General features: G+C 71.7%; 20 protein-coding genes and 1 pseudogene. 6 read left to right on the top strand and 15 right to left on the bottom strand.

The window, feature by feature from the left end; translation table 11 throughout:
- Positions 1-230 precede the first annotated feature (230 nt).
- On the top strand, positions 231-899 hold the full coding sequence (locus tag ACIBN2_RS39165; RefSeq protein WP_399141899.1) for a class I SAM-dependent methyltransferase: 669 nt from the start codon (positions 231-233) through the stop codon (positions 897-899).
- 29 nt (positions 900-928) lie between these two features.
- On the opposite strand, the gene ACIBN2_RS39170 is transcribed toward ACIBN2_RS39165, so the two are convergent.
- From ACIBN2_RS39170 to ACIBN2_RS39185, 4 genes are read right to left on the bottom strand one after another with little or no spacing between them, the layout of a single operon-like run.
- The gene (locus ACIBN2_RS39170) at positions 929-2032 is read right to left on the bottom strand and encodes a hypothetical protein (protein ID WP_399141901.1); all 1104 of its coding nucleotides are present in this window, start codon (positions 2030-2032) and stop codon (positions 929-931) included.
- A gap of 54 nt (positions 2033-2086) precedes the next feature.
- A complete protein-coding gene (locus ACIBN2_RS39175) occupies positions 2087-3028 on the bottom strand; it encodes an N-acetylneuraminate synthase family protein (protein ID WP_399141902.1) in 942 nt (313 codons plus the stop codon).
- A gap of 13 nt (positions 3029-3041) precedes the next feature.
- A complete protein-coding gene (locus tag ACIBN2_RS39180) occupies positions 3042-4307 on the bottom strand; it encodes a cytidylyltransferase domain-containing protein (RefSeq protein WP_399141904.1) in 1266 nt (421 codons plus the stop codon).
- Between the two features lie 32 nt (positions 4308-4339).
- Complete coding sequence (locus tag ACIBN2_RS39185; protein WP_399141906.1) at positions 4340-5704, bottom strand: DUF6716 putative glycosyltransferase; 1365 nt, start codon at positions 5702-5704, stop codon at positions 4340-4342.
- Between the two features lie 198 nt (positions 5705-5902).
- Here ACIBN2_RS39185 and ACIBN2_RS39190 point away from each other — a divergent pair, with 198 nt between their 5' ends.
- Positions 5903-6889, top strand: a complete 987-nt coding sequence (locus ACIBN2_RS39190; protein WP_399141908.1) for a glycosyltransferase family 2 protein — start codon at positions 5903-5905, stop codon at positions 6887-6889.
- On the top strand, positions 6889-8235 hold the full coding sequence (locus ACIBN2_RS39195; RefSeq protein ID WP_399141909.1) for an alpha-2,8-polysialyltransferase family protein: 1347 nt from the start codon (positions 6889-6891) through the stop codon (positions 8233-8235). Before ACIBN2_RS39190 ends, ACIBN2_RS39195 begins: the two co-directional genes overlap by 1 nt.
- 117 nt (positions 8236-8352) lie before the next feature.
- On the opposite strand, the pseudogene ACIBN2_RS39200 reads toward ACIBN2_RS39195, so the two are convergent.
- From ACIBN2_RS39200 to ACIBN2_RS39210, 3 genes and pseudogenes are all read right to left on the bottom strand, one after another.
- Positions 8353-8424 (bottom strand): annotated as a pseudogene (locus ACIBN2_RS39200) (TetR/AcrR family transcriptional regulator C-terminal domain-containing protein); the annotation flags it as partial.
- 10 nt (positions 8425-8434) lie between these two features.
- Positions 8435-9085, bottom strand: coding sequence for a leucine efflux protein LeuE (gene leuE, locus ACIBN2_RS39205; protein ID WP_399141911.1), 651 nt, complete (start codon positions 9083-9085; stop codon positions 8435-8437).
- Between the two features lie 18 nt (positions 9086-9103).
- A complete protein-coding gene (locus tag ACIBN2_RS39210; RefSeq protein WP_399141913.1) occupies positions 9104-10684 on the bottom strand; it encodes a methylmalonyl-CoA mutase in 1581 nt (526 codons plus the stop codon).
- A gap of 162 nt (positions 10685-10846) precedes the next feature.
- On the opposite strand from ACIBN2_RS39210, the gene ACIBN2_RS39215 reads away from it, so the two are divergent.
- Positions 10847-11677, top strand: a complete 831-nt coding sequence (locus ACIBN2_RS39215) for a L,D-transpeptidase family protein (protein ID WP_399141915.1) — start codon at positions 10847-10849, stop codon at positions 11675-11677.
- Between the two features lie 209 nt (positions 11678-11886).
- Here the strand turns inward: ACIBN2_RS39215 and ACIBN2_RS39220 are convergent, their stop codons facing one another.
- From ACIBN2_RS39220 to ACIBN2_RS39235, 4 genes are all read right to left on the bottom strand, one after another.
- On the bottom strand, positions 11887-12933 hold the full coding sequence (locus ACIBN2_RS39220) for a hypothetical protein (protein ID WP_399141917.1): 1047 nt from the start codon (positions 12931-12933) through the stop codon (positions 11887-11889).
- A complete protein-coding gene (locus ACIBN2_RS39225) occupies positions 12933-13595 on the bottom strand; it encodes an RNA polymerase sigma factor (protein ID WP_399141919.1) in 663 nt (220 codons plus the stop codon). Before ACIBN2_RS39225 ends, ACIBN2_RS39220 begins: the two co-directional genes overlap by 1 nt.
- 394 nt (positions 13596-13989) lie before the next feature.
- Positions 13990-14754, bottom strand: coding sequence for a hypothetical protein (locus tag ACIBN2_RS39230; protein WP_399141920.1), 765 nt, complete (start codon positions 14752-14754; stop codon positions 13990-13992).
- Between the two features lie 114 nt (positions 14755-14868).
- Positions 14869-15486 carry an RNA polymerase sigma factor gene (locus tag ACIBN2_RS39235; protein WP_399141921.1) on the bottom strand — a complete coding sequence of 206 codons (618 nt, stop codon included), beginning with the start codon at positions 15484-15486 and terminating at the stop codon, positions 14869-14871.
- 250 nt (positions 15487-15736) lie between these two features.
- Between ACIBN2_RS39235 and ACIBN2_RS39240 the strand changes: the two genes are divergently transcribed.
- On the top strand, positions 15737-17965 hold the full coding sequence (locus tag ACIBN2_RS39240) for an N-acetylmuramoyl-L-alanine amidase (RefSeq protein WP_399142162.1): 2229 nt from the start codon (positions 15737-15739) through the stop codon (positions 17963-17965).
- A 4-nt stretch (positions 17966-17969) separates the two neighbouring features.
- On the opposite strand, the gene ACIBN2_RS39245 is transcribed toward ACIBN2_RS39240, so the two are convergent.
- Together ACIBN2_RS39245 and ACIBN2_RS39250 are read right to left on the bottom strand one after the other, a co-directional pair.
- The gene (locus ACIBN2_RS39245; RefSeq protein ID WP_399141923.1) at positions 17970-19442 is read right to left on the bottom strand and encodes an MFS transporter; all 1473 of its coding nucleotides are present in this window, start codon (positions 19440-19442) and stop codon (positions 17970-17972) included.
- Positions 19443-19494: 52 nt separating this feature from the next.
- Positions 19495-19923, bottom strand: coding sequence for a hypothetical protein (locus tag ACIBN2_RS39250; RefSeq protein ID WP_399141924.1), 429 nt, complete (start codon positions 19921-19923; stop codon positions 19495-19497).
- Between the two features lie 174 nt (positions 19924-20097).
- Here ACIBN2_RS39250 and ACIBN2_RS39255 point away from each other — a divergent pair, with 174 nt between their 5' ends.
- Positions 20098-20586 (top strand): DUF1877 family protein, encoded by a 489-nt coding sequence (locus ACIBN2_RS39255; RefSeq protein ID WP_399141926.1) that lies wholly within the window; start codon positions 20098-20100, stop codon positions 20584-20586.
- Positions 20587-20639: 53 nt separating this feature from the next.
- Here the strand turns inward: ACIBN2_RS39255 and ACIBN2_RS39260 are convergent, their stop codons facing one another.
- Positions 20640-21197 carry a hypothetical protein gene (locus tag ACIBN2_RS39260; protein WP_399141927.1) on the bottom strand — a complete coding sequence of 186 codons (558 nt, stop codon included), beginning with the start codon at positions 21195-21197 and terminating at the stop codon, positions 20640-20642.
- 97 nt (positions 21198-21294) lie between these two features.
- Positions 21295-21792, bottom strand: a complete 498-nt coding sequence (locus ACIBN2_RS39265) for a hypothetical protein (RefSeq protein WP_399141929.1) — start codon at positions 21790-21792, stop codon at positions 21295-21297.
- Positions 21793-21821: the final 29 nt, after the last annotated feature.

The raw sequence follows: 21821 nt of genomic DNA on the forward strand, positions 1-21821 counted from the left end.
TTGCTTCACCCTCTGAAGGGTAGGACGCCGAAGTGGTGGACCGACCCTCGATCAACAAAAGTTCAACCCCTGAGGGGAAGAAAATCCGGCCGCTCGACGCATGGCTGTGAGTAGAGATGGGTAAACCTGTGTTTTCTCTACGCATACCACGCTCCGTACCGCGTCGGCGGTTCTGTTCCATCTGTCGGGACGGCCCCCGGGCCCAGGGCGCCCCCAGTAGGGTGCGGCGCGTGAGCTCCGAGAAACCGGCCGGCCCGGATTTCCTGTACACCACACGAGTCTCCTACGACGCGATCGCCAAGCCCTACAGCGAGCAGTTCGCCGACCATCTGGGTGACCAGCCGCTGGACCTGGCCCTCGTCACCGCCTTCGCCGAACTCGTCCGGGCGTCGGGTACGGCGCCCGTCGCGGACGTCGGCAGCGGGCCGGGGTACGTCACCGCGCGGCTCGACGCTCTGGGGGTCCCGGCCTTCGGGGTGGACGTCTCCCCCGGCATGGTGGCCCTCGCCCGGCAGGCCCATCCCGGGATCCGCTTCCACGTGGGCTCGATGACGGCGCTGGATCTGCCGGACGCCACGCTGGGCGGCGTGCTCGCCCTCTACTCGGTCATCCACGTCCCGGACGACCACCTGCCGACGGCCTTCGCCGAGTTCCACCGCGTCCTGGTGCCCGGCGGCCACGTTCTGCTCGGCTTCCAGAGCGGCGACGAGGGGGGCCACCTGCACATGACGGAACGCTTCGGCCAGGACATCGCCCTCGACTACTACTGGCGCACGCCCGACTCCGTCACGGAGCACCTGGTCAAGGCGGGCCTGCGCCTGCGGGCCCGCGTGCTGCGCGAGCCGACCGGGCAGGAGAAGCGCCCACGGGCGTTCCTGCTGGCGCAGAAGGAGGACTGAGGGGTCCTTGCCGGCCCCGTACGGAGCCTTCAGGCGGCAGTGACCGCCGACAGGCGCGTCACGTCCCGGGCCTTGCCCGTCACTCCCGACAGGAAGCCCTGGGCCCGGGGCGAGGCGTTCTCCGTCAGCCAGGCCGGGTCGATGTCGCAGACCGCCACACGGACCTCCGTGCCGGCCAGGGCGAGGGGGAGGGTGTGGACGACCGTGGAGGGGAAGCTGAGGATGGTGCGGCCCACCGGGCCGCGGCGGGCGATCACTTCCAGCGGAAGGTCGGGGCGGACGATCTCCAGGCCCGTCTCCGCGGCGAGGCGGTGCAGCTTGTCCACGCTTTCGCGGCGGTGCGCGAAGTAGCGGGTGGCGCCGTGGGCCTTCGCGAGGGTGCGGACGGCCTCCAGGTAGTGGTCGCCGTCGACCACGCCGGTCTCCACCAGCGAGGTGCCCACCATGTCGGCGCCCTTGGTGATACGGGGCGGGCCGAAGCGGGCCCGGGTCCAGGCGAAGTCGTTCGCGGTCACGGTCACCCCCTCCGGCTTCTCGTCCACCGGCATGGAGGAGAAGACCTCCACGTGCCGCCGGTCGCCGGGCGTCAGCCGGCGGCGGGCCGAGGAGGAGACGGGCGCGAAGATCAGGTCCCGGGCGCCCGGCCGGCCGCCCTTGCGGTGCCAGCGCACCAGGCGCTCCCCGCGGGCGAGTTGCGCGACGAACTCCATCGTGGCGGTGCCGTCGTCGACGACGACGAGGTCACGGGCCTTGGTGATCGTCAGCAGAAGCTGTACGTAGCGGGAGAACGGGTCTCCCATCACGACCCGCCGCGCCCGCCGCAGCAGCGGCGTCAGGCCGCCGATCGTCTGGAAGGGGGCGCCCGGACCTCCGCGCGCCTCCTCCCAGCGGACCTGGTACCCCTCGTCCCGCGCCAGCTCGGCCATCCGGCGCAGCTGGCCACGGGTCATGGGGTCGGTCGGGGACAGCACGACGAGCATGAGAGCCGGGGAACCGGCTCCGGGTCCCGCGCCGGATGCCTCCGGGGCCCCGAGGGCATGGAGGTGCGCCCACTCCAGCACGTTGAGCAGCTGTACCGGGCTCTCGACGAACGCGAGAGTGTGGGGGCCGGCTGACCCGGCGCGGGGGCTCATCTACGTACGACCGTCCCGTCGTAGAGCGTCACAGGTGTTGAGCGTTGCGGGTGTTCAGACCGAGACCGGCTCGCCCGCGGCCGCGGCGATCTCCGCCTCGGCGACGGCGCCCGCGACACGGCGCAGCTTCTTCATCGGGCCGAGCTCGGAGTCGTAGACCTTCTTGACGCCGTCGCCCAGGGAGGCCTCGATGGTGCGGATGTCGCGGACGAGGCGCGTCAGGCCCTGCGGCTCGACCGACGCCGCCTGGTCGGAGCCCCACATCGCGCGGTCGAGGGTGATGTGGCGCTCGACGAAGGTGGCGCCGAGGGCGACCGCGGCGAGGGTGGTCTGCAGGCCCGTCTCGTGGCCGGAGTAGCCGATCGGGACGTTCGGGTACTCGTCCTGCAGGGTGTTGATGACGCGGAGGTTGAGCTCCTCGGCCTTCGCCGGGTACGTCGAAGTGGCGTGGCAGAGAAGGATGTTGTCGCTGCCCAGGACCTCGACCGCGTGGCGGATCTGCTTCGGGGTCGACATGCCCGAGGACAGGATGACGGTGCGGCCCGTGGCGCGCAGGGCGCGCAGCAGCTCGTCGTCGGTCAGGGAGGCGGAGGCGACCTTGTGGGCGGGGACGTCGAACTTCTCCAGGAAGGCGACGGCCTCGGTGTCCCACGGGGAGGCGAACCAGGCGATCCCCTTCTCCTTGCAGTACTCGTCGATCTGGCGGTACTCGTCCTCGCCGAACTCCACGCGGTGGCGGTAGTCGATGTAGGTCATCCGGCCCCAGGGGGTGTCGCGCTCGATGTCCCACTGGTCGCGCGGGGTGCAGATCTCGGGGGTGCGCTTCTGGAACTTCACGGCGTCGCAGCCGGCCTCGGCGGCCACGTCGATGAGCTTGAACGCGTTCTCCAGCTCGCCGTTGTGGTTGATGCCGATCTCGCCGCAGATGTAAACCGGCTGGCCCGGTCCGGCAAGGCGCGAGGAACCGAACGTACGCAGGCGGGAGTTGGTGCTCATGGCAGAACTGTCCTTACTTGGTTAGGGAGTCGAGAGAGGGGCCGAGGATCCAGCTGGCGATCTCTCGGATCGCGCCGTCGCCACCGGGGAGGGTGGTGACCGCACGGGCGGCGCCGCGTACCACGTCGTGGGCGCTCGCGACCGCCACGGGCCAGCCCACGAGGGCGAAGCACGGGAGGTCGTTGACGTCGTTGCCGACGTAGAGCACGCGCTCGGGCGCGATGCCCTGCTCCTCGCACCACTGCTTCAGCGCGAGGTCCTTCCGGTCGATGCCGTGCAGGACCGGGATCTGCAGCTTCCGGGCCCGCGCGGCGACGACCGGGTTCTTCTCCGTGGAGAGGATCAGCATGTTCAGCCCGCTCCTGCGCAGGGCGGCGATGCCGAGGCCGTCTCCGCGGTGCACGGAGACGAACTCCTTTCCATCGGCGTCGATCAGCACCCGGTCGTCGGTCTGGGTGCCGTCGAAGTCCAGTACGACCGCGTCGACGTCGTCGGCGGTCGGCAGCGAACCGGGGCGGTCCGCGTCGAAGAGGGGCGCCAGCGCCCGGGCCCGCGCCATGTCGTGCGGGTCGTCGATCTCCAGCACGCGCGCGGGGTCCGTGCGGACCAGCTCGGTGCGGCCGAAGAAGCGGTGCTGGTGCTTGCGGAAGCCGGCTGCGTCCATGCCGTAGACCGCGCCGGTCTCCAGGAAGTCCTGGGGGCGGTCCTGGCGGCGCGGCCGGAAGGACTTGTCGTGGTTGATGCCGTAGCCGCCGCCGGTGGCAGCGTCGATCTCGGTGACGCTGCCGGCCACGGCCTCGTCGTCGGCGTCGCGCCACACGAAGCCGTGGAAGGGGGCCACGGTGTGGGCGGTGTCGGCGCCGTTATGCACGACGGCCTCGACCACCCCGTCCACGTCCTCGCGGAGGATGAAGGGGCTGGTGCACTGCACCAGCAGCACCACGTCCACCGGCGAGCCGTGCAGCGCCTCGTGCGCGTCCATCGCGTGCAGCACCGCCGCCTCGGAGGTCGCCGTGTCCCCGGCGATGGCCGCGGGCCGCAGCACGATCTCGGCGCCGGCCTCGCGCGCCGCCGCCGCGATGGCCTGGTCGTCGGTGGACACCACGACGTCGGTCACCAGCCGGGACGCCCGGCACTCGCGCACCGCGCGCGCCACCAGCGGGACCCCGCCGACGGGCAGCAGGTTCTTCGCGGGCACGCCCTTGGAGCCGCCGCGCGCGGGGATCACCGCGAGCACCCGGCGCACCGAAACGCCTTGGCCCGCTTGCGGGTTGGACATGGGGTCAGCTCCTTGGAATGGGGTCGTGCGGCTCACAGCTCGCCCATCCGCCGGATGACGGGCGCGACCCGCTGCACTCCGTGCCGGTAGGCGCCGCGCGCCGCCCTGCGCACGATCTGCCGTACCGGTCCGGGCTCCTTGCCGGCGGCGGGGGCGCCGGGCAGCGGACTGCCGTCGGGGCCGAGGTGGTGGCGAGCGAGGATCCCGGGCAGATAGCCGGGGGCGGTCGCGGGTGTGTAGTACGGGGTGAGCGGCTGCAGGCCGCCGGGCCGGTCGAGCAGCTTGGCGATGCGCTCGCGCGCCGCGTCGAAGGCCGCCTCATAGGAGCCTCCCCCGGAGGGGGAACCCCCGGCGACGACCCCCTGCCGGGCCACCCAGTCCGCGTCGGGAACGGGCCGGTGCCCGTCGTCGAGCTGGTCCCAGGAGGCGAGGCAGCCCGAGCCGACGAAGTGGTGGTTGCCGAGCACCTCGCGCACGCCCAGGTCGGTCAGGACCACCGTGGGGATACGGCGGTGCAGGGACTCCAGGGCGGCCGTCGAGCTGATGGTGACCAGCAGGTCGGTGCGGTCCAGGACCTCGCCCATGTTCCCGTAGACCAGGCGGAAGTTGGCCGGCGGTTCGAGCCGCTGGACCAGCTTCTGGTAGGGCAGCTCCTCGATGTGCGTGGTGTGTTCGCCCGGCCGGGAGCGCAGCTTCAGCAGCACCTCGCGCCCGGGGTGCAGCCGGGCGTGCTGGATCAGCCGGTTCAGCAGGTACACCCGGTCCCTGCGGTTGTCCGGGACGGACGGCTGCACGGCGAACACCACGGTGCAGCGGTCGTGTTCACCTTCGTACGGAGCACCGCCGAGGAACGGCAGTGCCACCTCGGTCACCGACGAGGCGTCGGCGCCCACGCCCTCGTAGACGTCCCGGAAACGCTCCGCGTCCTGGCGGGAGTTGGCGAGGACGAGGTCCGCGCCGTGCCGCAGCAGCAGGCCGTCGGCGAGCTTCTCGTAGACGACGCCGACATAGCCGGTGACGACCACGGGGCGGTCCGTGCGCCCCTCCCACACCCGCCCCAGGCCGTGCAGCATCGCCTGGACGCCGCCGCCGACGAGCGCGAGCACGACGACGTCGTACGACTCCTCGGCCATGGCGCGCAGGAACTCGACGGCCGAGACCTCCTTGAGGGAGTCGGCGCGCACACCGATCTCCGCCAGCTGGCGCGCAGTTGGCGTCGCCCGTCCGCGCAGCAGGAATCCGTCCAGCTCGACACCGACTTGCGCGTCGTCGAGAGATGCGGCTTCCATGGACGGGTTCGGAGCGATACGGGCCGCGGTCAGCGCACCCCATTTCCAGCGGGTGTCGGAGTCCGCGAGTACGGCGATTCGCGTGGGCTTCGAGGTACTTGGTGGCACGCCGAAGACGCTAGGAAGCAATTCCGAGGAGCGGCCCAACCGCACCTCAACAAAAAGTTAACAACACCCCGCCGAGAGCCGAACTGGCCCGCCAAAACCCGGGAAGTACATGCGATGCACCGATCCGACACATTCAGTTCACCGTCTGTACGGGTACCGTAAAGTTCCCCCGACGGGCGGCCTCCTAGGCTTTCTCATGTGCCAAAGCTTTCCGTCATCGTGCCGTTCTACAACGTGCAGCAATACGCCCCGGACACTCTTAGAAGCCTTCGGTTGAACGCTCGACAGGATTTCGAGTTCATCCTGGTCGACGACCATTCCAAGGACGAGACTCCGGCCATTCTCGAACGCGCGGCCGAGCAACTCTCGGACGTCGCGCAGGTGCGTTACATCCGCCATGAGAAGAACGGGGGACTCGCCACCGCGCGCAACACCGGCCTGGACGCCGCGCAGGGCGAGTACCTGACGTTCCTGGACGGCGACGACTGGCTGGCTCCCGGCTACTTCGCCGAACTGGTCGGTGCCATCGAGAAGTTGGGCTGCGATTTCGTCCGTACCGACCACGTCCAGGCCACCGCCCGCGCACGCAGCGTGCACCGGGTACCGATCGGGCGCCGCTGGGAGGCGTTCGACCCGCGTGAGGCCATCCTGCCCGCCGACCGCAGCACCTCCGTCGACTACGCGTACGCGTGGGCCGGCGCCTACCACCGCCGGCTGCTCGACAAGGGCCTGCTCCACTTCACCGACGGCCTGCGCACCGCCGAGGACCGGCCGTGGATCTGGAAGCTGCACCGCGAGGCGGAGTCCTTCGCCGTGGTCAGCCTCCTCGGCGTCTTCTACCGGCGCGGGGTCGCCTCCTCGCTGACCCAGATCGGCGACGTCCGCCAGCTCGACTTCATCCGCGCCTTCGACCAGGTCATCGAGGAGACCGCGCAGGACCCGGACGCGGACAGGCTGCTGCCGAAGGCCGTGCGGACGTACTGCGCGATCATCGCCCACCACCTCTCCGACGAGAGCAAGTGGGAGCCCTCGGTGGCCAGGCAGCTGCGGGCCATGAGCGCGGCGGCGATCAAGCGGATGCCGCAGGACGCCCTCGGTGACGTCCTGGAGACCATGGACTTCCACCGCTCCTCCAAGCTGCGGCGGCTGCGCCGCCGGGTCACCACTGCGAAGGCGGCTGCCTGATGTCCCGGACCACCCGTATCTTCTGCGTCTCGACCCTGTACGGCGCCGCGACGCTGGCCGCGGCGATCGACTCGGACTGCTTCCAGGAGAGGGACGGCCAGGAGCCGGCCCGTCGGCTGCTGCTGGTCTTCAACAACTCCGCGACGCCCGAAGTCACTGTGCCCGTGGACGAGATGCCCGGCTTCGAGCCGCTGCGCGGCCGCTTCGACGCCATAGTGTCCTGGAACGAGGCCATCCGCCCCTTCCACCCCGGGTCCTGGACCCCGCGCTCGGACGACGTCCCGCTGTTCGAGCGCTATCTGCGCATGCTGTGGGACCTGGGCGAGGACCGGGTGGAGCTGGTCCTGGAGTCCATCCAGGTCGCCCCCGCGCTGAGCGTGGCCCAGCTGTTCACCGACGCGCCCGTCGAGGTCTACGCCGACGGCCTGATGAGCTACGGCCCCACCCGCAACAAGCTCGACCCGCTGGTCGGCACGCGGGTGCGGCGGCTGCTGCACCTGGATCTGGTGCCGGGGCTCACCCCGATGCTGCTGACCGAGTTCGGGGTGCCGGCGCAGGTCCTGCCGACCGAGGCCTTCCTGAAGGTGATGGGCGAACTCACCTCCTCCGTACCGGAGTTGCCCGTCCTGCCGGACGACTCGGCGCTGCTGCTGGGCCAGTACCTGTCCGCGCTGGGCATCCTCTCCCCCGAGGAGGAGGAGGACCTGCATGTGCGGATGATGCGCGGGGCGGTCGAGCGCGGCCACCGGGCGATCGTCTTCAAGCCGCACCCCACGGCACCGGCCCGCTACAGCCGCGCGCTGGAGACCGAGGCGGAGCGGCTCGGCGTCGACCTCACCGTCCTCGACCTGCCCGTCCTCGCCGAGCTGCTCTTCGAGAAGTCGCCGCCCGGGCTGGTCGTGGGCTGCTTCTCCACGGCGCTGTTCACGGCGTCCTCGTTCTACGGCCTCCCGGCCGCCCGCATCGGTACCGAGCCGCTCCTCGATCGCCTGACGCCGTACCAGAACAGCAACCGGGTCCCGGTCGTCCTGGCCGACGCGCTGATCCCGGACCTGGAGGGCGGAAAGAGCGAGCAGACGGTCCCCGCGGACACGCTGGACGGCCTGCTGGCCGCGCTCGGCTACACCATGCAGTCCCAGATCCACCCGGGGCTGCGCACGGCGGCGGAACGCTATCTCTCCCGGCACCTCGGGCCGCGCACCAAGCGCTACTTCAAGCGCAAGCGCCTCACGTCGCTGGGCCTGCCCGGGGGACTCCCGGAACGCCTGGCCTTCCTCCCCCGCAACTCCACGGCCCGCCGGGTGGTCCGCCGCGCACGGGCCCTGAAGAAGTCCGTGAAGCGCTGAGCGAACGCCCGCACGGAACCCGTGCGAACGCACGCCTGCGCCATGCCGGTGGGGCGGCCTGCGGATCCCCGGATCCCGGAGGCCGCCCCACCGCTTTTGCGGGGTGCGGCCCGTGGGCTACCCGGCGTACCTCGCCTCGACCCCCGCGATCACCAGCTGCAGGCCCTCCTCGAAGTGCCGGTCGTGGTTCTGACCGCCGCTACGAACTCGCCAGCGACAGCTTCACCGCGAAGCCCAGGAACAGGGCCCCCGCCGCCGAGGTCGCCGTGGCCGACAGGCGCTTGCGGCGGCGGAAGGCGGCGGCGAGGCGGGTGCCGCCGAAGATCAGGGCGCTGAGGTAGAGGAAGCTCGCGATCTGGGCGAAGGTGCCGAGGACGACGAAGGACAGCGCCGGGTAGGCGTAGCCCGGGTCGACGAACTGCACGAAGAAGGCGACGAAGAACAGGATCGCCTTGGGGTTGAAGAGGCTGACGACCAGCGCACGGCGGTAGGGCCGCTCGTCGGCCGCCACCGGAGCGGCCTCCTGCTCCGCGGCGCGCTCCCGCCGGCCCCGCCACATCGCCCACGCGGCCCGCATCATCCCGATGGCGAGCCACGTCAGATACCCGGCACCGGCGTACTTCACGATCCCGAACAGCACTGCGTTCGCCTGGAGCAGCGAGGCGACCCCGGCGGCGGAGAGGGTCATCAGCACGGTGTCGCCGCACCACACGCCGGCCGCCGCGGTGTATCCGGCGCGTACCCCGCGGCGGGCGGCCACGGAGAGCACGTACAGCGAGTTGGGACCGGGCAGCAGCACGATGAGGACGAGGCCCGCCAGGTAGGTGGGGAGATCTATGACGCCGAGCATGAGAGGGAGTGTGACATGTCAGAAGGCGTCCGACGGCACGTGGGTGCCCCATACCTCCCGGAGTGCGTTGCACACCTCGCCGACCGTCGCGCGGGCGCGCAGGGCGTCCTTCATCGGGTACAGGGTGTTGTCCTCGCCGGCGGCCGCCTTCTTCAGCGCCGCGAGGGCCGCGTCCACCGCCGGCTGGTCGCGCTCGGAACGCAGCTTCGCCAGCCGGGCCGCCTGCTGCGCCTCGATGGCGGGGTCGACGCGGAGCGGCTCGTACGGCTCCTCCTCGTCCAGCTGGAAGCGGTTGACGCCGACCACGACCCGCTCACCGGAGTCCGTCTCCTGAGCGATCCGGTAGGCGCTGCGCTCGATCTCGGCCTTCTGGAAGCCGCGCTCGATGGCGTCGACCGCGCCACCGAGGTCCTCGACCTTCCGCATCAGCTCGACGGCGGCCGCCTCCACGTCGTCGGTCATGCTCTCGATGACGTACGAGCCCGCGAAGGGGTCGACCGTCGCCGTGACGTCCGTCTCGTACGCCAGCACCTGCTGGGTCCGCAGGGCGAGGCGCGCGGACTTGTCCGTCGGCAGCGCGATCGCCTCGTCGAAGGAGTTGGTGTGCAGCGACTGGGTGCCGCCGAGCACCGCGCCCAGGCCCTGGACCGCGACCCGCACCAGGTTCACCTCCGGCTGCTGGGCCGTCAGCTGCACCCCGGCCGTCTGCGTGTGGAAGCGCAGCATCATCGACTTCGGGTCCTTCGCGCCGAACTCCTCCCGCATCACACGGGCCCAGATCCTGCGCGCGGCACGGAACTTGGCGACCTCCTCGAGGATCGTCGTACGGGCCACGAAGAAGAAGGACAGCCGGGGCGCGAAGTCGTCCACGTCCATGCCGGCGGCGACCGCCGTGCGGACGTACTCGATGCCGTCCGCGAGCGTGAAGGCGATCTCCTGCGCGGGGGACGCGCCCGCCTCGGCCATGTGGTAGCCGGAGATCGAGATCGTGTTCCACTTCGGGATCTCGGCCCGGCAGTACTTGAAGATGTCGGCGGTCAGCCGCAGGGACGGCTTGGGCGGGAAGATGTACGTCCCGCGCGCGATGTACTCCTTCAGCACGTCGTTCTGGATCGTGCCCGTGAGCCGGGAGGCCGCGATCCCCTGCTCCTCGGCCACCAGTTGGTACAGGAGCAGCAGCAGGGCGGCGGGCGCGTTGATCGTCATCGACGTCGAGACCTGGTCCAGCGGGATGCCTCCGAACAGCACCCGCATGTCGTCGATCGAGTCGATCGCCACGCCCACCTTGCCGACCTCGCCGTGCGCCAGGGGGGCGTCGGAGTCGTGGCCCATCTGGGTGGGCAGGTCGAAGGCGACGGACAGGCCGGTCGTGCCGTGGGCGATCAGCTGCCGGTAGCGGGCGTTGGACTCCGTGGCCGTACCGAATCCGGCGTACTGGCGCATGGTCCACGGCCGGCCCGTGTACATCGACGGGTAGACACCGCGGGTGAAGGGGTACGACCCCGGTTCGCCCAGTTTCCCGCCCGGGTCCCAGCCCGCCAGGTCCTCAGGCCCGTAGACCGGTTCGATGGGCAGTCCGGACTCCGACTCGCGCGCCATGGTGGTGATGCCTCCCGCTGGGGGTTGACTCCGAACCGGACGTGTACGGTCCCGGTCCCCACAATGCCGCGCCGTTCGCGGCCAGTCATCCGCGGGCACCATCTCAGGTGACACGCGGGTGTGCCGCTGAGAGCGAGGGGGGCCGTGGTGCGTAATACGGGCATGGGGAGATCGTTGGCCGCCGTGGCGGCACTCGCGGCCCTGGTCGCCGTGTGCGGGTGCACCGTGCAGGGCACCGACGGCAAGACCCACTCGCCCGTGCACATAGAGCTGCCCGGCAGCAAGCCGCCCTCCGCCACCGCCGACGGCAGGCCGGGCGGGAGCGACGGGAAGCCGAGCGCGCCCACCTCGAAGGGCGGCGCCCCGGTCATGTGGTCCCCCGGCGACTCCGGCGGCGGAGTGCGCGAGCTGCAGGCCCGGCTGCGCCAGGCCGACTGGCTCTTCGACGGTCCGACCGGCACGTACGACGACCTGACCGAGAACGCGGTCAAGGGGTTCCAGGGCAAGCGCGGGCTGCCGAGGACGGGCGAGACGGACACGGTCACCTGGCAGCGGCTGACGGGGATGACGCACGAGCCGGGCAAGTGGGAGCTGTATCTGATGGGCGGCCAGCCCGCGGGGCCCGCCGATCCGCGGTGCCTGACCGGGCGCGTGCTGTGCATCGACAAGACGAGCCGGACCCTGCGCTGGATGATCGACGGACGGACGGTGGCGACGATGTCGGTCCGCTTCGGCGCGGTCGGCACACCGACCCGCGAGGGCGTCTTCCACGTGTACTGGAAGTCCCGCCACCACTGGTCGACGCTCTACGACTCGTCCATGCCGTACGCGATGTTCTTCAGCGGCGGCCAGGCCGTGCACTACTCCTACGACTTCGCCGCCCGCGGCTACACCGGCGCCTCGCACGGCTGCGTCAACGTACGGGACGAGGCGGCGATCGCGGATCTGTACGCGCAGGTGCGCACCGGCGACAAGGTCGTCGTGTACGAGTGAGGTCCCGGAAGCGGGAGAGGAGTGTGGGGCGCGGGCGGGACCGGGGGAACGTGTCCCGCCCGCGCCGAGGTGCACGAGCCGTAGGTACGGGGGGAACCCCGGCTCTGTGCGACGGCCGATGACCAGTCGGCTCACTCTCTACTGCGCGGAGGCGGCCGAAAACGTTACTGACGCGGCCGGGAAAAGTTCCCGCACCACAAAACCGCAGGTCAGAGCGCGCTGTACGTCGGGCTCGGAGCCGGGGTGGGGGTCTTGATCAGCTGCTTGGGCAGCACCGGGGCGAGGGAGGACGACGTACCGGCGCCGGTTCCGCCGACGCCGGGCAGTATGCCGTGGCCGTCGCCGTCACCACCCTGGTCGCCCTGGTCGCCGCCCTGGCCGTGCTCGCCGCCCTGATCGCCCTGATCGCCCTGGCCGGTGTCGCCGCCCTGGCCGTCCCGGCCCGTGTCCTTGCCGCGGGACGCGCCGTCGGTGAGGGCGAGGACGCTCTTGCAATACTTCCCCACGCGCTTGGGGTCGGAGCCGCCCGCGGCATCCTCGAGGGCACGCCTGCGGACGGCGCCCAGCTCCTTGCCGTCGCGGATGTCGCCGCAGGCCGACGGGGCCCCGCGCCACCAGCGGCCGGCGCTGTTGCGGCCGTCGGAGCCGCGGCCCGGGGCGGCCGACGTGGCACCGCCGGACGAGCCGGGCGGGATCGCCGGGCCGGTGGAGGCGCCGGAGGAGCCGTCGGGTGTGGGCTCGCCCAGGGAGCCGCCCGTCGAGGGCGACACGAGCGGGCTCTGCTGCGGCACGGAGGCCGAGACGGAGGCACCGGGGGCGGGGCGGTCGTGGCCGAACGGCGTCGGGAGCACTCCGCTCGTCGCCGCGACGGCGACTCCGCCGACCATCCCGGCGGCCAGTACGGCCGTCAGCACGAAGCGCGAGGACCGGCCCCGGCGGGAGGTGCGTTCGCTCCGGCCGGGGCCGCCGATACGGACGAGACCGGCGTCGGGGGGCGGAGGTGCCGCGGCGCGCGGCCCCGTGGTGGAACGCCCGGCCCGCGCGTCGGACCGCGCGGCGCGGAAGGCGGCCAGCGCGGCGGCCTCACCGGGCAGTTCGACGCTGCCCTGCGGGGGTTCGCCGGTCAGCCCCTCAAGGGTCTTCGCAAGCCGTTCGGCCTGATCACGGACGGCGGGGTCGACAGCCTCGAGCGACTCTCCGCGCAGCAAACACTCCGCTGTTTCGCGGTCCAGCCACCTGTACTGCTCGTCGGCCATCACATGTCCTTCTGCGTCCGCGCACGCATATGCGTCACACTCGCGGACGTCACCGCGGCGCCGCGCGGTTCTCGCTGGGGCGGCAGCCCGTCCAGACCGCCGGTCGATTCCGGATCGTCGCCGAGCAGTTCGGCGAGTCGTTTCAGACCGCGGTGCGCCGCCGTGCGCACGGCGCCCGGGCGCTTGCCGAGCGTCTCGGCGGCGGTCTTGGCGTCCAGGCCCACGACCACCCGCAGCACGACGGCCTCGGCCTGGTCCTGCGGCAGCCGGGCGATCAGGGAGAGGGTGTGGTCGGTGGAGAGCGACTCCATGGCCTCGCCCGCGGTGTCGGACTCGGCGGGCCTGCCGGTCAGTTCCGTTTCGTCGCCGCCGATGGCGGGGCGGCGCCCGCGCATGCGTATGTGGTCCAGTGCGCGGTTGCGGGCGATCCGGGCGGCCCAGCCGCGGAAGCGGTCCGCGTCGCCCTCGAAGCGCTCCAGGTCACGGGCAATCTGCAACCAGGCCTCGGACGCGACGTCCTCGGCATCCGGGTCGCCGACCAGTGTCCGGACGTATCCGAGCAGGCGCGGGTGCACTGCGCGGTACACAGTCCGGAACGCGGTCTCGTTCCCGTCCTGCGCCGCAAGCACCGCGGCCGTCAGCTCCGCGTCGTCCCCCAGCACCAGTGGTTCCTCGTTCGATGGTCGCGGCGTCGAGGCCGCCGATCGTTGCCATGATCTTGTCTTCCGCGCCCGGCGCGAAAGGCACGTTACGACCTGAAACCGCTGCTCGTCCATGTCCGTACAACATGCAACCACCTGTCACGCGGAGCGGAATGCCTGGGGTGTGACAGAAACCGCACTCATGGCGCTGTAGGAAGTACGGGTCGCCGCGCGGCCCGTGCCGCGCGACGGCCGGGGCCTCTCCTGTGGGGGGTGGCGGCCCCGGCCGTTGCTTCGGTGGTGCACGGCAGGGCCGTGAACGAGCCACGGCGGGGTCCCTGACGAGGGCACGCCGAAGGAAGCGGAACCCGGCTTCCCGCTCGGATTCCCCTTCGGACCGCCCTTGCGAAGAGGGCTAATTTCCCTTCTTGCCGGAGTCGGCGCCGGTGGATCCGGCAGAGCCGCCCGAGCTGCCCGAGCTGCCCGCGTTGGCGTTCTTCGACGGCCTGGCCCTCTGGGTGCTCTGCGGGTTCTTCGGCTTCCTGGTCGCGGACGGCGTGTTCCCGCCCGCCGGCTGCCTCAGCTTCGCGGCGCAGTAGGCCGTGACGTTGTCCTTGCCGCCCGCGGCCGCGACCAGCCGCTGCCAGGCGGTCGACTCCAGCGCCTTGCCGCTTCCCTCGGCCTTCTCGTACGCCCGGCAGTGCGCCTCGGTGTCCTTCGCCGTCGGCGGCTGGTCCGGTGCGGCGGGTGAGCCCGGCGTGTGGGACGCCGTGCCGGACGCGGCGGCCGGGGCGTGGGTCTGCTGCCGGGAGGCGTGCCCGTCGTGCGAGGAGCGGTGTGCGGAGTCGATCGCGGCGAACGCGACGCCGCCCAGGGTGAGGCCGGCCAGGGAGAGCGTGAAGGTGACGCGCAGCGAGCGTCGGATCCTGCGGTGCTCGCGCGGGCGCCAGTCGTCCCGCCGGCGGGTCCGCGCACCGGGTACCCCGGCCCGGTGGGCAGCCCGGAACGCCGCCACGGCGCGCCGCTCGGCGTCGGCGTCGAGCGCCTCCGTGCGCAGCACGCCGGCGATCAGGCTCTCCAGTGCCGGGCCGGCCGGCCCGTCGAGCGGGCCCGGCAGGGTCTCGCCCGGGTGCGCGCGCCGACGAGCGCGGGCACCGCCGTCGCTGTGCCGGTCACCCATGTCCGTATCCATCCGTGTGCGGCTGCCGGCCGTTCGCGCCGGTCCCGCCGTCGTCGTCATTCGTCGCGTCGTGGACGTTCGATCCGAGGTGGACGTTCGTTCCGCCGCTGTCAGTCATGTCGACTCCCCCAGCGTCCGTGGATCGTCATTCGTCACACCCGGGCCGTTGATCAGGGTCGCGAGGCGCTTCAGTCCCCGGTGCGCGGCCGTGCGCACGGCGCCGGGGCGCTTGCCGAGGACGCGGGCCGCCGAGGGGCCGTCGAGCCCGACGACCACGCGCAGCAGCACGGCTTCGGCCTGGTCGGGCGGCAGGCTGCGGACCAGCTCCAGGGCGCGCTCGGTGGACAGCGCCTCCAGGGCCTGATCGTGGGTGCTGTGCGGACCGGCCAGCTCCAGTACGTCCGCATCGAACCCCGCCGACCGGGGCCGTACCTTCTGCCGGCGCAGGTGGTCCAGGGCGCGGTGCCGGGCGATGGTCGCGGTCCAGCCGCGAAAGCCCGCCCCGTCGCCCTTGAACCGCCCGAGGTCGCGGGCTATCTCCAGCCAGGCGTCGGACGCCACGTCCTCGGCGTCGTCGCCGACGATCCCGCGCAGATAGCCGAGGAGCCCGGGCTGCACGATCCGGTACGCGCGGGCGAAGGAGGCCTCGTCGCCCTCCTGGGCCCGCGCGACGGCCGTCCCCAGCTCCTCGTCGTACGCCTGCGCGCGGCGGGGTTCCCGTCCCTGGCCCAACACATTCCTCGTCGTTCGTACGAGTGGTCCGCGGGCTCCGCAGAGCCCGCACCGTGCGCCACATCGGCCCGTGGACACGCCCCCACGGTCCTCTGCGCCAGGCGTCACAGAAGTGTCACAGGTGACGTTTGGTCAAAGCTTGGCGCTGTGTGTAAGTGCCACCTGCCGTCTCAGGTGTGCCACGCATGAACTTCTCTTAGGGGTGGGGTAATTGAGTCCTCGCGGTACGCGCGCGTACAGACCGCTGAGCCTGAAACGGAGGGCATGGCTGACGCTCGGCGCGGTGGTGCTGGGAGGGGGCGGCGTCGTCACCTACGCCGTGGCCAGCCCGTCCGCCGATCACCAGGCGGCCGGCCGGGCCAAGCGGCCGGTGAAGGTCTACGACCTCGCGCTGAAGGACGCCGCGAACGGCAGGCGGGAACTGCCGCGCACGGACACGAAGCAGTTCTCGATGCTCGGCGTCTCCTGGACGGGGGCGACCCGGCGGCTGCACGGCACGGCCCAGGTCCGTACGCACGGCGTCGAGAGCGGCGAGTGGAGCGCCTGGCGGGACCTGGAGGCGGACGCCGACCCGCTGCGGGACCCGCAGGCGGGTGCCGACGCCCGCGGCGCGTCCGAGCCGCTGTGGGTCGGCCCGTCCGACGGCGTCGAGGTCCAGGTCGTGCACAAGAACGGCTCCACCAGCGCCGGACTGCCCAAGGGGCTTCAGGTCAACCTGGTCGACCCGGGTGTGGTCACCGACGCCGAGGCGAAGGCGACCGACCCCGCGAAGGAGCCCGCCGCGTTCGTGGCGGACACGACGCCGGGCGCCACGCCGACGGACAGCGCCTCCGCGAGCCCGACGGACACCACGTCACCGAGCCCGACCGACAGCGTGTCGGCGAGCCCGACCGACACCACGTCGCCGAGCCCGACGGACAGCGCCTCCGCCAGCCCGACCGTGCCGACCGCGCCGCCGTCCACCGTCCCCGAGCCGCCGATCACCTCGCGCGCGGGCTGGGGTGCGGACGAGTCGATCAGCCCCGACCCGTCGGAGTACAACGCGGACGTGAAGGCCGTCTTCGTGCACCACACCGACGGCTCCAACGACTACTCGTGCGCCGACTCGGCCTCGATCGTGCGCGGCATCTACGCGTATCACGTGCAGGTCAACGGCTGGAACGACATCGGCTACAACTTCCTGGTCGACAAGTGCGGCACGATCTTCGAGGGCCGCAAGGGCGGCACCGACCTGCCCGTGCTCGGCGCCCACACCTACGGCTGGAACCGCGAGTCCGCGGGCATCGCGGTGCTCGGTGACTTCACCTCCACCGGCGCGACCGACGCGGCCCTGGCCTCCGTCGCCCGTATCGCGGCCTGGAAGCTGGGCCAGTACGGCGCCGATCCCTCCTCGACCGTGAAGCTCACCGCGGGCGCGGCGCAGACGAACTACTTCGGCACCGCCTTCACCGCGGGCAGCCAGTACACCTTCAACCGGATCTCCGCGCACCGCGACGGCTACAACACGCAGTGCCCGGGCAGCTCGCTCTACGCCCAGCTGCCGACCGTCCGCGCCTGGGCGTCCGGCCCGGTGCAGGGCCTGAAGATCACCTCGCTGTCCGGCGCGGGCCTGTCCGGCTCGACGTACTACACCAAGGGCGCGATCACGGCGAAGTGGTCCACCACCACGCCCAGTTCGCTGATCTCCAGGTTCGAGCTGCTTGTGGACGGCAAGGTCGCGGCCACCGCGACGGGTTCGGCCACCTCCGTCGGCGCCACCGTGCCGTCGGGCAGCCACACCGTCGCCGTACGGGCCGTGCACCAGTCGGGGAAGACGGCGACGAGCTCCGCGCTGACCGTCGTGACGGACACCACCGCGCCGGCGTTCACGACCACCCCGAAGATCTCCCTGCGCACCGGCACGGTCAACACCACAGCCGTCCCGGTCACCCTCGGCTGGAAGGCCACCGACAGCGCCGCGCTGAAGTCCGTGAGCCTGCTGTCCCCGACGACGGCCACCTTCGGCCCGACCACGACCAGTTCCAGCCGCACCGCCAAGTCCGGCACCGCGAGCACCTGGTCGATGAAGGCGTACGACTACGCGGGCAACACCAAGACCTCGTCGCCCTCGTACACGCCGGTGATCCTGCAGGAGTCCTCGGCGGTCAAGTCCGGTAGCTGGACCACCCGTTCCTCCACCAGCTACCTCGGCGGCAAGTCGTACTCCAGCGGCTCCAAGAACGCGAGCCTGACCTGGACGTTCACCGGCCGCTCCGCGTCCTGGGTGGTCTCCCGGGCCTCCAGCTCGGGCCAGGCCTACGTCTACGTCGACGGCACGAAGGTCTCCACCGTCGACCTGAAGTCCTCGACGACCCTGTACCGGCAGGCGATCTGGACCAAGACCTGGTCGAGCAGCGCCAAGCACACCGTGAAGATCGTGGTGGTGGGCACCAGCGGCCGCCCGACGATCACGACGGACGGCCTGGTCTACGTCAAGTAGCCGCTCACAGCGCCGAATCCACCGGCTCGGGCGCCCGCTTCTCCGCACTCTGGGGAGTGGGCGCCCGCTTCGCGTTCACGACCACCCCGGCGATCAGCGCGGCCAGCAGCAGCGCGGCCATCGCCCACCACGTGGCGACGTTGAAGCCGTGAACGGTGGCCTTCGCCGCCAGCAGCCCCTTGTCCACGCCCGGCGCCGCGTGCGCCGTCAGATACCGCGCCGTCACGGTCGCGGCGATGGTGTTGAGCAGCGCCGTACCGATCGAACCACCCACCTGCTGGGCGGTGTTGAAGGTCGCCGAGGCCGCGCCCGAGTCACGCGGCGCGACGCTTCCCGTGGCCAGCGACACCGAGGTCATCATCGCCGAACTCATGCCGAGACCCAGCATCAGCATGCCGGGCAGGACATGCGAGGCGTACGCCGGCTCCACACCGACCTGGGCGATGACGGCCAGCCCGCCCGCGGCCAGCAGCAGCCCCGGCACGATCACCACGCGGGGCGGCACCCTGTTCAGCAGCCGTGCGGCGATCTGGGTCGAGCCGACGACCATCGCGACCGTCATCGGCAGGTAGGCGACCCCGGTCTTCAGCGGCGACCAGCCGAGGACGCCCTGCAGGTAGTACGTCAGGAAGAGGAAGACGCCGAACATACCGACGGTCACCAGCAGCACGGTCAGGAAGGCGCCGATCCGCTGCCGGTCCTTCACCACCGACATCGGCAGCAGAGGCACCCGGGCCCGCGTCTGCCACCAGCCGAACGCCACGAGGAGCACGACCCCGCCGGCCAGCATCCCCAGCACCAGGCCGTCGCGCCAGCCCCTCGACTCCGCCTCGGAGAAGCCGTACACCAGCGAGAGCATCCCGGCGGAGCCGAGCACCGCGCCGGGCACGTCGAGACGGGCGTCGGGATGGCGCTCGCCGGGCGTGAGCAGCGCCAGGGCGCCGAAGAAGGCGACCAGGGCGATGGGGATGTTGACGTACAGGCACCAGCGCCAGTTCAGGTACTGGGTGAGGAAGCCGCCCGCGAGCAGACCGACGGCGGCGCCGGCGCCGATGATGGCGCCGAAGATGCCGAACGCCTTCCCGCGGTCCTTGGGGTCGGTGAAGGTCGTGGCGAGCAGCGACAGCGCGGACGGCGCGAGCAGCGCGGCGAACACGCCCTGCAGGGCCCGCGCCCCGAACAGCATCGCCGAGCTGCCGGCGGCTCCGCCGAGCGCGGAGGCGGCGGCGAAGCCGAGCAGCCCGATCACAAAGGTCTTCCGGCGTCCGACCAGGTCGGCGACCCGGCCGCCGAGCAGCAGCAGTCCTCCGAAGGCCAGCGTGTAGGCGGTGATCACCCACTGGCGGTTCCCGTCCGACATGTTCAGGTCGGCCTGGGCGGACGGCAGGGCGATGTTCACGATGGTCATGTCGAGGACGACCATCAACTGGGCGAGGGCGATGACCACGAGCGCCCACCAACGGCGGTTGTCAGCCATACGGCCCATCGTGCGCCCGTCGCCCCCCGTTTGGGAACGCCAGCGTCTCTTATTACGTGGTTTTTGCCGCCCCGGCCACCCCGCCGACCGCCGTCCCGGCCGCCGTCACCACGTCCCGGCACAGCAGCCGCAGCGAACCGTCGCCCCCGAAGCAGCGGCGGGCCTCGTCGATCGGGTCCCACATCCGCCCGTCGGGCGTACGGATCCAGTGCTCCCCGCTGCCCGACCACCACTCGGCGCCGGTCTGACGGACGATCACCTCGCCCGCGTACGCCCCGAAGGAGCGCAGCACGCTCTCCACGGCGGCGTACGGCGCCCCCTCCTGCCGTATCCCCTCGATGATCCGGTCGACGCGCCACAAACTCTGTGCCGAGTAGTCGAGGCGCACCCGCGCCCCCTCGCGCATCGCCAGAACGGCGTCCGCCGCCCACCGCACGGGCTTCGTCGCCGCGTTCGGCCTGGTCTCGTGGAAGGTAGTCACATACACAGGAGCGGAACAGGCGTGCCGGGTGTCACGCCGATTCCGGGGATTCCCCGAGACGGGCGCAGGACCGCCCCAGCCCCGCCGCAGGACGGACACAGGACGCTCTCAGGTGCGGGTTCTTCCGGGGGAGTGACGCTTCGCCCCTGCGCTGCGCTCCACTCACTGATGAGCATGTACTTCCATCTCCGCGCGGTGCCCCCGTCGGCGCTGCGCAACAGCGCGAACTGGTTGCGGCGGCTGTTCGAGGACGACTGGACGACAGTGCGCCGAAGGATCGACCGGCACCGGGAGGAATTCCTGTACCGGCACCACCCCGACCACGACCTCCTCTACGCCGGCGCTCCACCGCACCGCACCGAGGGCGGCCCACCGGCCGACGTGGTGCTCGGCGGCAGCCCGGTCCCGCACCCGGACCCCGGCCACCCGCCGTTCCTCCTGCTGCCGGCGGCCCGGGCCGCCCAGGTCGCCGCCTACCTCACGACGGCCGACATCGCGGACCTGTGGCACCGGTCCCGCGAGGAACTCCTCCCCCGCTACGGCGGCGCCCCCGCGGAGGACCAGACCCGCACCCTCTTCGAATCCACCCACCACGACCTGACGGCCTTCTACACGAGGACGGCCGAATACGGTGACGCGGTGGTCAAGTGCGTCCTGCACTGAAGGGGCCGCAAGCAACCACCGACGACCCGCACCCTCCGAACGGCCAACCGCCCCTACCCCAACCGCGCCCGCCGAGCGACAACGGCCTGCAGCACCCGCCGCCCCTCGATGGAAACCTCCAGGGCCCGGCGCAGCCCACCCGCACCATGCCCGGCCAGCACCTCGAGCACCACAACCTGCCGGCGCAGCTCCGCGGCGACAAGAGGCGACATCCCGTCCGTACGCCCTTCACGGCGCGCGTCGACGGAGGACTCCTCGTCGTCGACCAGGTCCAAGAGCCGGTGTATCTGCAGCGCGGCCACGGAACAGGCGTCCGCCCACACCCGCACCGGCCCACCAACGGGATCGTCCGGCGCAGCCGCCAGCATCCGCCGGGCCAGCATCGCCGCCTCGCTCTCGCCGGGCTCCTCGGGGCCGCCCAGCTTCGCCCGCGCGTCCTCCAGCCGCTCGCCCCAGTCACCGGTGTCGCCGGCGTCGGCGAGGTTGGCCCACAGCGGCCGCAACACCTCGTCGTCGCCGCCGAGCAGGGGCACACAGCGGTCCAAACAAGCCAACCCGCTGGCGGCCAGTCCGCGTTCGTCGGCCTGAGCGATCAGGTCCACCAGGCTCATCCACGCCTCCCTCTGCGGGTCCCCCGCACGGTTCAGCAGGGCTCCACACCTCACCGAGCCCGCACTTTCCCTTACTGCGTGCGACGGCCCGTGAGTGTCACAGCGGCACCACGCCCAGCCGGTCGAGCAGCCGGAAGAAGAGGTTTTCGGCCAACGGGTCGGGGTCGGCGGCCAGTACGTCGACCAGCGGTCCGGCCGCCACGTCGTACCCGGCCTCCGCGGCCCAGGCGACCGCCCGGCCGGCGGCGTCCTGGGGCTCGAGGAAGTAATCCTCGACCGTGAGCCCGTCGCTCCCGAGGTACCCGGCCATCGCCTCCCGCGCCAGACACGTCGTCCACGCGCCGCTCTCCGGCGCCGATGCCTCGACGACCACGCAGTCGCTGTCCATGACGTACCCGAAGAGCGCGGGCGCCCCGGTCTCCCCGGCGAGGACGTTCATGTTCCCGACCTCGCCCTCCCCGTTCGGGTACTCCCACACCTGCCAGCCGCCGGGCGCCTCTGCGCGCAGCTCCATGCCCTTGGCGTCCGACAACGCGTCCAGCTCCGCGAGCGGCCGCCCGCTGCGGCCCACGACGAAGTAACCCCAGTAGCCCATGTCCCGCTCCCCCACGGCTGTGTCGGCTT

It is taken from the genome of Streptomyces sp. NPDC050534 (assembly GCF_044457745.1).
Taxonomy (GTDB): Bacteria; Actinomycetota; Actinomycetes; order Streptomycetales; family Streptomycetaceae; genus Streptomyces.